The sequence below is a fragment of the Calothrix sp. UHCC 0171 genome, assembly GCF_034931845.1.
Classification (GTDB): Bacteria; Cyanobacteriota; Cyanobacteriia; order Cyanobacteriales; family Nostocaceae; genus Brunnivagina.
This window is the reverse complement of the sequence record NZ_JAYGHN010000034.1, coordinates 52,567-67,242: the sequence shown is the minus strand read 5'-3', so window position 1 is coordinate 67,242 and position 14,676 is coordinate 52,567. Positions and strand designations below refer to the sequence as shown.

The window sequence follows — 14,676 nt, the reverse complement described above, 5'->3', positions numbered from 1 at the left end:
GCCATTATCTACTAAAACTTGAGATAGGGAACGTAATAATGAGGCATTTGTAATCGGTTTACAAACCCATTCGGCAAAATTTTGATTTGATTGTTTATCATTGCGGGGATGACAACAACTACAAATAATAATGGGGATATTTTCGGTATCTTTTCGCTGTTTCAAAATTCCCATGACTTCCCAACCACTCATTCCTGGCATAACCAAATCGAGGAGAATGATGTCGGGATGTTGATTGGCAGCAGCAGTGATAGCGGCTTCTCCTGAGTCTACAGTGAAGACACGATAGCCTTTTTCTTGCAGTAATGTTTGTAGTTGATTTCTAGTACCTGTATCATCGTCACAAATTAAGACGCTGGGGGCATTTGCTTTTAGTGATTCTTGGATTTTCGGAGCCGATAATAATTTTCGCATGGGGATGGTAAAGTGAAATTCGCTACCTTCTCCCAAGACACTTTCTACCCAAATTTTGCCGTGATGTTGTTGAACAATACTTTTACAAATAGCTAACCCCAAGCCAGTACCATCTTGTCTGCGGGAATCGGAAGCATCAACTTGTTGAAATCTTTCAAATATGCCTTCTAATTTATCTTCTGGGATTCCCCGTCCATTATCTTTAACGGTAAATAAAATGTCATTTTCCTGCTGTTTGACTTCTAAATAAACCGTACTACCTGCCGGAGAAAATTTTATTGCATTACTCAATAAGTTTGTTAACGTTTGGATAATACGGTCTGGGTCTGCCAATATATTAATAGGTGAACTGGCGATCGCTAGATTGATATGTGCTTTCTCGGCGAGGGGTTGGATAACGTTGAGGGATTCAGTAATTAAACTGGCAACATCACATATTTGTGTTTCCATTTTGACTCTTCCCGACTCAATCCGTTCGATGTCGAGAATATCGTTAATTAGTCTCACCAAACGTTCGGTGCTGTCGGTGGCAATTTGCAGTAAGCGTTTACCTTGTTCCGACTCCGATTTGATTAATCCACTCGCCAGCATTCCCAAGGAGCCATGAATTGAAGTTAGGGGTGTGCGGAGCTCGTGACTAACAACCGACACAAACTCATCTTTCATTTTTTCTATTTGTTTTCTGTCACTAATATCTTGCAGGTAGACGGTGTAAATAACTTCATTGCCCAAATTCAATTTAGAAATCGAAGCTTCCGCCGGAAATTCTGTACCATCTTTGCGTTGGGCAAAAATCTCCTGACGTTCTGCCATTCTTCGGGCTTGGCTGGAAGATTTCGCAAATTCTTGCACATGCTTTTGGTGGGCTGGGCAAAAGCGGGATGGAATTAAGATATCGAGTTTTTTACCTAATACTTCTTCTGTTTTGTAACCAAAGATTTTCTCGGCACCGGAATTAAATAAAGTAATACATTGATTAGTATCAATGGAAATAATTGCATCATCGGCAATATTAATAATTCCTGCAAATAAAGCCTGGGAATCTCGTAATGCGGCTTGGGTTTTTTGTTGGCTTTGCACAATCCGCCGCAGGAATTTACTCCGTTCCAAACGATTTAGAATCCGGGTAATTAGTTCGGGGGCAATTATCGGTTTTTTAACAAAATCATCTGCACCAGCAGTAAAGACTCGATTGATAATGTCTGTGTCATGATGAACGGTGAGAAACAAAATTGGCAAATCACTCCAATTGCTATTATTACGAACTAATTGGCATAACTCAATACCACTTAATTCCGGCATTTCTACATCGAGAATTAATAAATCTGGTTTGACTGTTTCTAATGTTTCCCAAAAGGATTGTGGACTATCTAGAGTATGTACTTTTAGACCCCAAGGTGAGAGTAATGTATGCAATATTTCCAGGATTTTTGGGTCATCATCAACTGCCAAAATTGTATGCCCATTTTCTACTGTTTTTAGCTGTTGATTGGTATTGGGAGATTCTTGAATTTCGGCAACTTCTTGTGGGTGGGAATGGGGAGATTGTTTAATTTCCGTAAATAAAGCTTTAACTAAACTGCTCAGTTTCTGAGCATCTTTTACATCTAAATCTTTGTCACTCTTGAGTATTTTTTCGATTTTTCTCGCAATTTTTGACCCTTCTGGGAAACCAAAAGTCCCTAAAGAACCAGCTAATGTGTGGGCTTCCCTCTGTGCTGATAAACGTAATTCCGAGTTGAGATTTTGATTAATTAAAGCTGTTGCCGCTTGGATTAATATATTTACTTGTTCATCTACCCTAGTTTGATATTTCTGCCAGATTCCGGCAATTGCTGTCAAGGTTTTTTGGTCTGTATTTTGGTTGGTGTTTTGATTTGTAGTGTGAACAGATTTGGATTTTCGGGATGTTGTTTCTTCTTTCGCTACTGCCTTCAACCGATAACCAATTCCATATACAGTTTCGATTAAATCGCTCGCTGCCCCTGCGGCTTTTAATTTATGTCTTAACCCCTTGATATGGGTGCGGACAGCTTCTTCCCCTGGTGTTTCTTCATAAGACCATAAATGCTCTAAAATCATGCCACAGCTAAACACCCGCTTACTGTTCCGCATGAATAATTCCAATAAAGAATATTCTTTTGGTGTTAATGTTAATATTTTCTCTCCATATCTCACCTCACAACTACTGGGATCAAGTCGTAATTCCCTGACTTCTAAAACTGGCTGGGATGAGACTTTTCCTCGGCGTAAAAGTGCATGGATACGGGCAATTAATTCCTCTTCATCAAACGGTTTCACCAGATAGTCATCAGCACCTGCGTTCAATCCAATCGCTTTATCATGGCTACTGTCACGTCCTGTTAACAATAAAATTGGTACTTGTAAGTTTTGATTACGAATTTGATGGCAAAGACTAATCCCGTCCAACTTGGGGATACCAACATCAAGGAGAATTAAATCGTAATCGTAGGTTGAAATTAAATCCCAAGCGGTTTCTCCATCAGCAGTCGTTTCCACTGCATAATTTTGATTGGTAAGGATTGCTGTAAGCGCTTCCGAAACAAGTGCATCATCCTCGACAACTAAAATTTTCATTTCAAAACCCTTGTTTGACAGGAGCTTCTGATCAACTTCCAGTATCGATGATAAAAGAGATTTGCGATCGCGATTCCGCTTTGTTTACAAATATCCATGCCAATTTACTTTCGATTTCCTAATTCCTGGCGTAATCTGAATAAAATTGTATCTCTCGGAACCTGGGCGAGAATTTCTTGAATCACGGTACTTGCACCAAATTGTCCCCAAGTGCAACCTTTTTTCAGATATACTTGAGCCGCCTTACCTACTGTATAAGCACCGTAGCCAGCGATTCCCGATTGGACGACAGCACTGCCCAGAAATCCAGCGATATTACCTGGATTATCACCACTAGTCACAACCGCAGCACTTTTACCCAAACCAAACACCAAACTTGTACCCAACTCCCCTAATAACAAGCTACCAGAACTAAATAAAATTGTTTGCAGAATTTTCGCGGCTTCGTAACCCGTCATTGGCAACCCGTATAATTTGGAGAGCGATCGAATTAAGGCTAAATCTGCAACTGCACCACTAATCACATCCAGAATTGCCACAGGATTTAAGCCCACAGCTACAGCCTTATATTTTGCATATTTCCAAATCAACTCTTCGGCGGCTTCATCCCTAGCATCAATTGTTTTTTGGGCAATAATTTCTTCGGCTTCCCGTGCTTGAACTAAAGCATTTAATGCTAACAAAGATCGACCTTCACGGTTGAGAATAGTTAAAATAATTTGCCTTAACTCGTCAATTTTTGGTGGTAAATTTTCCCATTCATAATCAACTTTGCCATCGGCATATTCTACCCGCACTTCCAAAGGAGCAGGTTCCGCAGCAACCATGACAATTTCATCGGGTTGTAAAGGTTTCTCTAACAGATTTCCTGCACCTAGTTGTTGCAAATTCCGATAAACTGCTTCTCTGTCGGTATCAGGATATAAATCAACTTTATTAAACACTAAAATCAATGGTTTTTGGGATTTTCGCAACTCCAACAAAGCTTGATACTCAGTCCGAGTAATATCACCCGACACAATAAACAAAATCAAATCGGCTTGCTGTGCCACATCCCGCGCCATTTGCGCCCTAACTTCACCCGCAATTTCATCTAAGCCTGGTGTATCAATTAACTCAATTTGTACCTTGTCACTAGGACTCCAACGTACAGAGCGAGGGTACTGCGTCACACCATTGAGGGGTCCCGTTTGCAAGATTTTTTGCCCTAGTAAAGCATTGAGTACAGCCGACTTGCCGCGACTCACCAGCCCAAATGCAGCAATACGAATCACATTATGGTCAAGTTTGTTGAGAGTTGCGTTGAGTATTTCCAATTCCGGCTTGAGCAAACCTGCTAATTCTGTGTTGTGGCTGGATTGTCCGGGTTTACGCAGATTATTGTACCAAGATAAAGTTTGGCGTAGACTAGCACGAGCGCGGTTTAGGTGGGTTTCTTGCTGATTGTTCGACACTGGGATGAATTTGTAGGACTATATTGATTTTAGATTGTATATTTTGGATGTGAGATTTTGGATTGCGATCGCGCTAAATTTATAATCAAGTGTAGTCAAGTTTCTATAGAGTTTCCCAGGGAAAATATTCAGATTTTTGCTCAAAATTTAATGTTTATGTTTAATGTTTATGACATCATTTTTTGCAGTTCCACCTCTACAGGAGATTAATAGTGCGATCGCACATCAAAATAATGTTGAATTGTATGTGTTACGTCTGGATTTGATGCATCCGTTTGTCAATGGCAATAAGTGGTTTAAATTGAAATATAACTTAGAAGCAGCAAAAGCACAGAATTTCAACAAACTGCTGACTTTTGGCGGTGCTTATTCTAATCATATATATGCAACTGCCGCAGTTGGAAATTTATTTGGTTTGCAAACCATAGGGGTTATTCGCGGAGAAAAGAGTTTACCACTAAATCCGACATTAGATTTTGCGGTTAGTCAGGGAATGCAGCTTGTTTATCTGGATAGACAGACATATCGTCAACAGCAGACAGCAAAATTACAAGAAGTCTTAAAAAATCGCTTTGGTGATTTTTTCATAATTCCTGAAGGAGGTTGTAATTTACATGGTGTTAGAGGCTGTACGGAAATTATCTCTAACTCTGCCCCTTTAATCAAGGGTGATTTTGATGTTATTTGTTTAGCCTGTGGGACTGGTACAACTTTAGCGGGAGTGACACTTTCATTGCATCAGAAACAGCATTTAATTGGTTTTCCTGTACTCAAGGGTGGAGAATTTTTAAAGTCAGCAATTGAGACTTTGTTAGCAGAATATTTATCTTCTGATTTACCTATGCCTGGAGATAAAAGTATATCTTGGGAATTAATATGTGATTATCATTTTGGTGGTTATGCAAAGGTAACTGAAGAGTTAGTAACTTTTCAGAAAGAATTTGGAAAATTATATCAAATTCCGCTTGATTATATTTATACAGCCAAGATGTTTTATGGAGTCATGGATTTAATTCAGCAGAAATATTTTAGTAACTGTCGTATTTTGCTAATACATACGGGTGGTTTACAGGGTAACTTAGGTATAGAAAACAGGTTGATTGATTAGCGATTTTTGTAATCTTGTAGTTCTTTCTCAGAAATCGCATCTGCTGAAACTAATTTGTAATGCTTCTCATCGATGATTTTAATGTTATCCACCATAGAAATATTTTTATTTTGTCTTACTCTGGGTTCAATAGTATGTGCGGGAACTGCATAATAATCTGCCGCTTGAGACATATTAAATTGCAGCAAATTTGCTGAGACTAAGTTTATTTTATTTTTTGGCTTCACAGGATTAATTCCTAAGGCATGAATAATTGCACTTGCCACAGCTTTGGCTAATAAAGGTGGAACTGAGTTCCCAATTTGTCGAAAACCATGCCATTTTGTGATATGAAAACGAAACCAGTCGGGGTATGAATGTAATCTTGCAGCTTCTCTAACTGTGATGCATCTGGGAACAAAAGGATGAATTGGACGAGGAGATGTAAATGCACCTCTATTACTAGCAGTTCCGGCTCTAAGTGTGTTGCAAATACTTTTATAATCAAGTCGATGAAAGTGACTTATTGATTCCGTTTCTCCTGGTTTTGTTTGTTGAAATCTGGTAATTGATTCTGAATTATGTTTTGTACGGGTACTACATGTGAGAATTCCGGAATCATTAACACCATCAACCTCCGATGCTACAATACTCTTCTCTAGAGGAGGCGCTATGCGTTCATAAGCATAATTATCTTCCATTTCAAGTATTCCGCGTAAAATACTACCATACTTACTAGGCTTGTTATATTTTGCTATCACCCAATCTCGTTTAAATAATTCTGGGTAATTTTCTATTTCTGGTAAATCTCCAATCGCATCCCAAACAGTCGGACAGTTTGCTAAGTTTGGAGAGTTAACTATATATTTTGAGTTGCGGGCTAGTGGTGGTTTTGTAAATGCTTGAGGATACTTCGGTAAAGTTAAACCCTGTTGACATCCAATAATAAATAATCTCGCTCTATCCTGAGGAACTCCAAAATTTGATGCATTAAGAACACAATATTTTTCTTCTACTTCATAATTACATTTTCTGAATTCATCAATAATTTCGATGAGAAAATTCTGATGTTTACCAATAGTTAATCCGGGAACATTTTCAAAAACAAAATATTTAGGCTGGAGTTCTAATATAAGTCTTAAAAAGTGAAATACTAATGTATTGCGAGGGTCATCTAAAGCACGTTTTCCGATCATTGAGAAACCTTGGCAGGGAGAACCACCAAAAACTACATCTATTTCTCTCTTGCCAATAGCAGAATTATTTCTAATTTCTTCACCTTTAATTTCAGCAATACTTTTACAGAATATTGATGTCAACGGGAAATTAAATTCATGTATAGCACAGTGTATAGGGTCTATTTCCACAGCCGCAAGTACATCAAATCCCGCTTGTTCAAATCCAAGCGACATTCCCCCCGCACCTGCAAATAAGTCTATACCAATAGGACGTTGCTTTTTATTCATTGACTTGATATTTTTGAAATCAATCTACATGTTATAACTACTATTTATTAGCTTAACAGAGCGTGAATAAATACTAGTAATCTTGAACTAATTCTTATATTTTGTATACTTTCCTCCTAAAGCCTCAACAATTGTTTGTGTGTTTGCCTCCATCATCTTCATATATGTATCGCCCTGGCTACCTTTTGCGCCAATTGAATCGGAAAATAATTGACGTGGCGCTAATTTAACTCCGGCTTCTTCGGCTACTGTCGTAATTAAAGCGGGGTTAATTGTAGTTTCGGCAAAGATAGCAGGTACACCTATTTTCTTAATTGCATCAACTAAGTTCTTGACTGTTTGAGCGCTCGGTTGTTCTTCGGTACTAATGCCAATCAATGTACCCGCGATCGCAATATTGTAAGCGCGTCCATAATATTGAAATGCGTCGTGGGTGGTGACTAGTTTACGCTTTTCTGGAGGAATTGTTTGTATTTCTTGAATTATCCAGCTATCGAGTTTTTGCAATTCATTTGTGAGTTTATTGGCATTTTCGGTAAATTTATCCTTATCTTCTGGAGATAATTTCACTAACTCATCTCGAATTGCCTTTGTCATGGCGATCGCATTTTTCACATCTCCCCAAACATGGGGGTCTGGGACTATTTCACCTTTTCCTTTGTCGAGTTGTAAGGGTTTCACTACTTCCCCAATGGGCACTTTTCGCGCTTTCCCCCCAACTGAATTCATCATTTTGATAATTCCCGGCTCGAGATTGTAACCGTTATACAAAATCAAATTCGCTTCTTCCAAAAAACGACTATCTGTTGGTACTGGTTCGTATGTATGGGGGTCTGAACCAGGTTGAAGTATTCCTTTTAACTCAATCTCATCCCCACCAATTTCTTCTGCTAAGTCTGCAATAATTGTGCTGGTTGCCACTACTAAAGCTTTTTTCTCACTTTCGGAGGTTGCAGTGTTAGGGTTTGTTTGCGTACAACTTAGTAAGAATAAAGGGATTAAAAAGCTAATAAATATATTTTTCTTCATTAGATTAAAAATATGACTAAAGACACAGATTCTCTTTTGGCTTCTATCGCAAGTATTGGTTTTACTTATAGCTAGTATTACTCCAAATTATAGATTTTTTCATAATTCTCTCATTTTTATAGTAAGCTTGAGTAAATAATTATTCAATTACCTATTCTTGAAAGAATATTATGGAAGCTAATCTAGGGTCGCAAAATCGCCGTAATTACCTACAATCTCGCGAAATTCCGGCGCAATCAGTAGCCAAAAATCTAGAGATTGAGTCAGTTTTAGGGATTAATATTACCGATATCAGTGTGTATTATCGTACGCAAGCAGCTTTGGGAAATATTAGCTGTAATGTCAAACCGGGAAGATTGACGGGTATATATGGTCCTAATGGAGCAGGGAAAAGTACGCTGATGAAGGCGATGTTGGGGTTAGTTCCAGCGAGTGGGAAGGTGATATATCAAACAAAACTTTTATCGGCACAATTGGAGAAAGTTGCTTACGTACCGCAACGTAGTCAGATTGATTGGAGTTACCCTGCTACTGTTTGGGACGTAGTCATGATGGGTAGGGTGAAGAAGACTGGATGGTTGCGGCAATTTTCGACGGTGAGTCGCAAAGTTGCCAAGGATGCATTGGCAAGGGTGGGAATGAGTGAATTTATGCATCGCCCAATTGGACAGCTTTCAGGTGGACAGCAGCAACGGGTATTTTTAGCGCGGGCGTTGACGCAGGAAGCAGAAATTTTCTGTTTTGATGAGCCTTTTGTAGGCATCGATCAAAAAACCCAGTCGGTGATTTTTGAGATTTTTCATGAACTTGCTGACGAGGGAAAAATTGTTTTGGTTGTGAATCACGATTTGGGTGAATCTATTAACCATTTTGATGATTTAATTTTATTGAATCAAGAATTAATTGCTGCGGGTTCTCGTCAAGATGTGTTGACGGAAGACAATTTATATCGCGCTTATAGTGGTAGGGTGATGTATTTTGGAAATGCAGCTTAAGAGGTTATGTATAAAGTAAACCTTAAGACCAAAGAAACCCGGTTTCTTGGATTTAAGTATCGAGCATCATCTGACTTTTTGATGAGAAACCTGGTTTATCCCTGCGCGACTATCCTGAATATTTACTTTATAAATGGTCTCTAAGGGACTCAATAATTACAAATTAGTTAATACTTGAGATGTATTAATCATTAATACTTAATCATTAACAAATCATCAATAACAACATGCAATCATTAATTGAACCGTTACAATATGGGTTTATGCAACGATCGCTCATTGTGGCGATACTGGTAGGATTGTTGTGTGCTGTTGTCGGTAGCTATTTGATGGTAAGACGATTGGCTTTGTTGGGGGATGCCATTAGTCATTCGGTACTTCCGGGACTAGCGATCGCTTTTATTCTTGGTGGTAATATCTTTGTGGGTGCCTTCATTGCCGGAGTTGTGAGTACAATGGCAATTGCTTGGATTGGAGCGCGATCGCCTATCAAAGAAGATGCTGCAATGGGTATAGTATTTTCGGCTTTTTTTGCCCTTGGGGTAACGCTAATTACTGTAATCCAAAAAAGTAATAAAATTGACCTTAATCATTTTTTATTTGGGAATATTCTGAGTGTTACTACTGACGAAGTTCGCGATACTGCGATTATTGCTGTAGTTGTATTAGTAACTATATTTGCTATTTATAAGGAATTATTATTTTATACTTTTGACCCCCAAGGCGCTCAAGCCGCAGGTTTACCCGTAAATCGCCTCAATTTTGGCTTGATGTTGTTAATTTCTTTAACCATTGTTGCCAGTATGAAAGCTGTTGGTGTCATCCTCGTTTTATCACTGCTCATTACTCCGGGAGCCACAGCATACTTATTAGTGAAAAGACTACATCAAGTTATGATTTTAGGTGCATTTATCGGTGTCTTTTCTAGCATTAGTGGCATGTATTTAAGTTATTTTTATAACTTCCCTTCTGGTCCTGCTATTGTATTAGTTGTTTCGGGATTATTTATACTGGCACTATTATTTAGTCCGCAACATGGTATTTTTAGCAGCCGTCAGTTCAGGTCTAAGAGTTCAATTTAAACCTTGATTTGAAGTTTAAATGAAAAAAATAAATTAATTTGCTTTTTGGGTTTTATACAAAGCTGGTAATTCCGAAGCTGGCACAATTGAGTAACTTCAAGCTATTATACTTAATCAATTATAAATTTTGCGGCTAGATTGTAGTTGAAAGCGATAAAATTGATTTCAATTTATTATAAATGCTGTCAAGATTACTGTCGAATTAATTTAAATTGACTTTAATCAAGACAGAGACTGTCTGGTTTAAGGCGTACAACAAAATGACGGCAATTATCCCCACTATTTTAGCATCTGATTTTGACGGCGTAATTTGCGATGGTATGGTTGAATACTTTGAGGTGGCATGGCGAACCTATTGCCAAATCTGGACACCGAAAAAGCAAATACCATCAGATGCATTAGCATCAAAATTCTATAGTCTGAGACCAGTTATTGAAACGGGTTGGGAAATGCCTGTTTTAATCAAAGCTGTGGTAGACGAAATACCTGAAGAAAAGATTTTTAAAGATTGGCTTAATATTACTCAAAAAATCCTTGCAGGTTATAATTTAAAATCTTCAGAAATTGCATTTACTTTAGATAAAATACGCGATGAGTGGATTGCAAGCGATTTGGAAGATTGGATGAGTTTGCATAGATTTTATCCTGGTGTTGTTGACAGAATTAGAAATATTCTTGCAAGTGGCACACAGTTATATATTGTGACTACGAAAGAAGGACGTTTTGCCCAGAAGTTATTGCAAAAAGAAGGAATCGAATTACCGCGAGAAGTTATTTTTGGAAAAGAAGCTAAACGTCCAAAATACGAGATTTTACGTGAATTGAAGCAGAAAGCTGGAGGTTCGCAAGTTAGTATGTGGTTTATTGAAGATCGGTTAAATACTTTACAATTAGTTAAGCAACAAAGTGATTTAGAGGATGTGCAATTGTTCCTTGCTGATTGGGGTTATAATACTCCTTCTGAGCGATTAGTAGCTCATAATGAACCGCGTATTAGTTTATTATCGTTAGGACAATATGTACAAGATTTTTCCAAATGGGGTTAGTTAAAGGTAATTTACAACAGCCCAAGTAATGGGTGAAAAACTAACAAGATTATGAATATATAGATAGTTGTAGAGACGTAGCCCTCGTACGCCTCTAACAATTTTCTGGGTTTATTTAGTCATTGCGATTAACGACGATAAACCCAGCGACCTGGAACCCATCTGCGACCGGAGGTTGTGTTTTCCCAATAAGCAGGAACCCAAACTCGACGAACTACTCGGCGTTGTCGAACATTTGGTCGTCGCACATTTGGTCGCCGAACCTGATTACGTGGCACACTATAGCCACGTTGTTGAGTAATAATTACAGACGAATGAGAACCTCCAGCTTGCAATCTAACCTCTGCGGCTGATGCCGTTTTTGGTAATAAGGAAGCAAATCCAAGTGGAATTGCAATTAGAGTAGTGGCAATAATCGCACGTTTCATCATCAAATTACCTCATAGTGGAGTGTCAACTTTGAAACCTGCAAATCTAAATTTTGGGAGCATCAGATATGTGGTGGACGTTCCCAATCAAAATTTAAAATGAAGTTGTATACTTTTTCAGTAGATTTATGGAATCTGATTGCTACCTTTACTAGTTCCACAGTATTTGAACTGTGGACAATTCAGTAGATTTATGCAGGTGATATTACTGTAAAGGTTTGAATAGGAATCATACATGAGCATAAAGTCATTATTGCAATATGACTAAAGTAACAATATCAACAGTCAGTTGAGGTGACGTAAATTTAAGTGATTTGATGCAAAATACGATCGCAATATTACAAGAGAAAGAGCAAAAACAGGCAGTTGTAAATGATTTTTGCAAATAAACATCTACCACTACCCTAACTAGCACCTATCATGCAAAACTAAATTACAAACAATAATTAATGATCGCGTAAAAAGGATTAGTGGATTATGGATGTCGGTTTAATTTTGTCAAACATCTTAAATCCACCTGTTTTGGCTTTCTTTATGGGAATGCTGGCGATATTTCTCAAGTCTGACTTAGAAATTCCCCCACCCCTACCAAAGCTATTCTCTTTGTACTTACTATTTGCCATCGGTTTCAAAGGTGGTGTCGAACTAATTAAAAGCGGAGTTAGTCAAGAGGTGTTTTTGACACTACTCGCAGCTGTATTGATGTCCTTACTTGTCCCCATATATACCTTTTTTATCCTCAGGTCGCAACTTGATACCTATAATGCAGCTGCGATCGCATCGACATATGGTTCAATTAGTGCAGTCACCTTTATTACGGCAGGTTCTTTTTTGAACCAATTGGGCATCCATTTCGATGGCTTTATGGTAGCTGCCTTAGCGTTGATGGAATCCCCAGCAATTATCATCGGTTTGATTTTAGTGAATGTATTTGCAGTCAAACAGGAAAAGAGTGAGTTTGCTTGGGGGGAAGTATTACACGAAGCCACCCTCAACAGTTCTGTATACATGCTTGTTGGTAGTTTGGTAATGGGTTTACTCACAGGGGAACATGGTTGGGAAAAATTAAAACCCTTTACCCAAGACATGTTTTATGGAGTTCTTACCTTCTTTTTACTGGATATGGGACTTGTTGCCGCCAAAAGAATTAAAGATTTGCAAAAAGCAGGATTATTTCTGATTTCCTTTGCCATTATTGTTCCCATAGTCAATGCAATCATTGGATTGTTGATTGCTAAATTCATTGGTTTGCAGCAGGGAGATAGCCTGTTATTTTCTGTTTTGTGTGCGAGTGCTTCCTATATTGCTGTACCCGCAGCCATGCGAATTACTGTCCCCGAAGCCAATCCTAGTCTTTATGTCTCAACGGCGCTGGCAGTAACTTTCCCTTTTAATATTATTGTTGGTATCCCACTTTATTTATATGCAATTAATCTTTTTTGGAGATAAATATTATGTTGTCCGTTAAACGTATGGAAATCATTGCCAACTATGTGGAACTAGGCAAGATTTTAGATGGATTAGAAAAATCTGGGATTGAAGACTATACTGTGATTCGCGATGTTGCTGGTAAAAGTACGCGAGAGGACGGCAAACACGATTTAGCCATGACTATGCTTGATAACATCTATATCATTGCCTTTTGTAAACCAGAAAAAATTGCGATCGCATCTGAGGCAATTCGTGCAATTCTCAATAAGTATGGTGGTTCCTGCTTTATTTCTGATGCGATGGAATTAAGAACCATCAAATGTGTGGGTTAATTTTCAGAGTATTTGTTTGTGTGGCATTTACATTTATATGAATTTAGTTTGATTTTTGTTGACTTAATCTGCCCTTGCGCTTCAATACAAGTAGGGTAGACAAATTCACATGTCTATTTTTCTGCTCCAAAATTGCCATTGTCTTGGCGATAGGGTGACACCGCAAAATTTATTCACAAAAAATTACAAAAATCTAGAAACTCAAAAAAACCGAGTTTCTCCCTCATCTGAAAATCTGCAAAATATCAATAAAATATCAATCAAAGGGGTGAAATTTATTTTTTGGTACAACGGTAAATTCATTAATTCCCAATCCATCGAATTAGATATTTATAATCCCGGTTTACTTTATGGCGCGACTATATTGACAACGCTGCGAGTTTACAATGATTCTCTCAGTCACCCTCTCACAAACTGGGAAGCGCATCTTCACCGGATTCATACTTCCGTAGATTTTTTCAATCAATACTGCAACTGGTATCAACCCAATTACAAGCACATAAATCAAGGTTGTGAAGTCATGAAACAACACTTCCCCGTGTTGCGAATTACTGTTTTTCCGGATGGGAAAGAATGGATAATCGGGAGAAACTTACCAGCAAACTTAGCCGCAAAACAACAACATGGCATTGCCGCCATTATTGCCAACCCAAATTTATCGCGATCGCTACCGAATTACAAGACAGGTAATTATCTCACACCTTGGTTAGCAAAATCAATTGCTGAAAATGATTCTTCTCAGGAAGCAATATTTGTCGATGAGTCAGGAAACTGGCTAGAAACCACAACAGGAAATCTCTGCGGATGGAAAGATGGTTGTTGGTGGACACCTCCAATTGATGCGGGCATTTTACCAGGAATCATGCGATCGCATCTGCTAAATTGTCTCAGGAATCAACATCAAACAGTCCGCGAAGAACCTTGGACACAAGAATTAATTCGGAGTTTAGTAACCCTTGCTTACTGTAATTCCGTGGTGGAAATTATCCCCATTCACACCGTTACTCAATCTACAGGCAAATTGAAATATAACCCCCACCACCCTTGCTTAAAACAATTACAGCAAAATTTGCTCTGATTGTAGTGGAAACCGCCCCAAAGCAAGCGATCGCATACCTTGCAACCTCGCTACAATATAATCCCAGTCCACTTTATTCTCAGCGAACACAGAATTTTTTTCTTACATGAAAATTAAGGCATTATGCGATACCTTAAGATAAGTTAACATATTTCTTAATTACTACCTTCTCACCCAGCAAGTTGCGGTGATAAGCAGTTAGCCGCAGGGCATAAGGCGAATCCGAAGGGAGCGCA

General features: G+C 38.4%; 12 protein-coding genes. 7 read left to right on the top strand and 5 right to left on the bottom strand.

Annotated features, from left to right (window positions below; genetic code table 11):
* A partial coding sequence (locus VB733_RS21460) for a response regulator (RefSeq protein WP_323342087.1) occupies positions 1 to 3,012 on the bottom strand: 3,012 nt, incomplete at its 3' end.
* Between the two features lie 104 nt (positions 3,013 to 3,116).
* Positions 3,117 to 4,466 carry a GTP-binding protein gene (locus tag VB733_RS21455; protein WP_323342086.1) on the bottom strand — a complete coding sequence of 450 codons (1,350 nt, stop codon included), beginning with the start codon at positions 4,464 to 4,466 and terminating at the stop codon, positions 3,117 to 3,119.
* 169 nt (positions 4,467 to 4,635) lie between these two features.
* Between VB733_RS21455 and VB733_RS21450 the strand changes: the two genes are divergently transcribed.
* Positions 4,636 to 5,574 (top strand): 1-aminocyclopropane-1-carboxylate deaminase/D-cysteine desulfhydrase, encoded by a 939-nt coding sequence (locus VB733_RS21450; RefSeq protein WP_323342085.1) that lies wholly within the window; start codon positions 4,636 to 4,638, stop codon positions 5,572 to 5,574.
* Here the strand turns inward: VB733_RS21450 and VB733_RS21445 are convergent.
* Positions 5,571 to 7,019 (bottom strand): DNA cytosine methyltransferase, encoded by a 1,449-nt coding sequence (locus VB733_RS21445; protein WP_323342084.1) that lies wholly within the window; start codon positions 7,017 to 7,019, stop codon positions 5,571 to 5,573. The two genes, VB733_RS21450 and VB733_RS21445, sit on opposite strands and share 4 nt — an antisense overlap.
* An 87-nt stretch (positions 7,020 to 7,106) precedes the next feature.
* Positions 7,107 to 8,048, bottom strand: a complete 942-nt coding sequence (locus VB733_RS21440) for a metal ABC transporter substrate-binding protein (RefSeq protein WP_323342083.1) — start codon at positions 8,046 to 8,048, stop codon at positions 7,107 to 7,109.
* A 170-nt stretch (positions 8,049 to 8,218) separates the two neighbouring features.
* Here VB733_RS21440 and VB733_RS21435 point away from each other — a divergent pair, with 170 nt between their 5' ends.
* From VB733_RS21435 to VB733_RS21425, 3 genes are all read left to right on the top strand, one after another.
* Complete coding sequence (locus VB733_RS21435; protein ID WP_323342082.1) at positions 8,219 to 9,043, top strand: metal ABC transporter ATP-binding protein; 825 nt, start codon at positions 8,219 to 8,221, stop codon at positions 9,041 to 9,043.
* A gap of 227 nt (positions 9,044 to 9,270) precedes the next feature.
* Entirely contained in the window at positions 9,271 to 10,125 is an 855-nt protein-coding gene (locus VB733_RS21430) for a metal ABC transporter permease (protein ID WP_323342081.1), read from the top strand.
* A 260-nt stretch (positions 10,126 to 10,385) separates the two neighbouring features.
* Positions 10,386 to 11,171: an HAD family hydrolase gene (locus VB733_RS21425; protein ID WP_323342080.1), complete on the top strand. Its 786-nt coding sequence runs from the start codon at positions 10,386 to 10,388 to the stop codon at positions 11,169 to 11,171.
* A 128-nt stretch (positions 11,172 to 11,299) separates the two neighbouring features.
* Here VB733_RS21425 and VB733_RS21420 read toward each other — a convergent pair whose 3' ends face one another.
* Positions 11,300 to 11,602 carry a hypothetical protein gene (locus VB733_RS21420; protein ID WP_323342079.1) on the bottom strand — a complete coding sequence of 101 codons (303 nt, stop codon included), beginning with the start codon at positions 11,600 to 11,602 and terminating at the stop codon, positions 11,300 to 11,302.
* 474 nt (positions 11,603 to 12,076) lie between these two features.
* On the opposite strand from VB733_RS21420, the gene VB733_RS21415 reads away from it, so the two are divergent.
* From VB733_RS21415 to VB733_RS21405, 3 genes are all read left to right on the top strand, one after another.
* The gene (locus VB733_RS21415) at positions 12,077 to 13,048 is read left to right on the top strand and encodes a sodium-dependent bicarbonate transport family permease (protein ID WP_323342078.1); all 972 of its coding nucleotides are present in this window, start codon (positions 12,077 to 12,079) and stop codon (positions 13,046 to 13,048) included.
* A gap of 5 nt (positions 13,049 to 13,053) precedes the next feature.
* Positions 13,054 to 13,362, top strand: coding sequence for a P-II family nitrogen regulator (locus tag VB733_RS21410; RefSeq protein WP_323342077.1), 309 nt, complete (start codon positions 13,054 to 13,056; stop codon positions 13,360 to 13,362).
* 277 nt (positions 13,363 to 13,639) lie between these two features.
* Positions 13,640 to 14,440, top strand: a complete 801-nt coding sequence (locus VB733_RS21405) for an aminotransferase class IV (RefSeq protein ID WP_323342092.1) — start codon at positions 13,640 to 13,642, stop codon at positions 14,438 to 14,440.
* The last annotated feature ends 236 nt before the right edge of the window (positions 14,441 to 14,676 follow it).

Bases quoted from the DNA above. Each gene is read 5' to 3' on its own strand.
- VB733_RS21410 (WP_323342077.1), top strand. From the start codon at position 13,054: ATGTTGTCCGTTAAACGTATGGAAATCATTGCCAACTATGTGGAACTA.
- VB733_RS21440 (WP_323342083.1), bottom strand. From the start codon at position 8,048: ATGAAGAAAAATATATTTATTAGCTTTTTAATCCCTTTATTCTTACTA.
- VB733_RS21435 (WP_323342082.1), top strand. From the start codon at position 8,219: ATGGAAGCTAATCTAGGGTCGCAAAATCGCCGTAATTACCTACAATCT.
- VB733_RS21420 (WP_323342079.1), bottom strand. From the start codon at position 11,602: ATGATGAAACGTGCGATTATTGCCACTACTCTAATTGCAATTCCACTT.
- VB733_RS21430 (WP_323342081.1), top strand. From the start codon at position 9,271: ATGCAATCATTAATTGAACCGTTACAATATGGGTTTATGCAACGATCG.
- VB733_RS21445 (WP_323342084.1), bottom strand. From the start codon at position 7,019: ATGAATAAAAAGCAACGTCCTATTGGTATAGACTTATTTGCAGGTGCG.
- VB733_RS21425 (WP_323342080.1), top strand. From the start codon at position 10,386: ATGACGGCAATTATCCCCACTATTTTAGCATCTGATTTTGACGGCGTA.
- VB733_RS21450 (WP_323342085.1), top strand. From the start codon at position 4,636: ATGACATCATTTTTTGCAGTTCCACCTCTACAGGAGATTAATAGTGCG.
- VB733_RS21415 (WP_323342078.1), top strand. From the start codon at position 12,077: ATGGATGTCGGTTTAATTTTGTCAAACATCTTAAATCCACCTGTTTTG.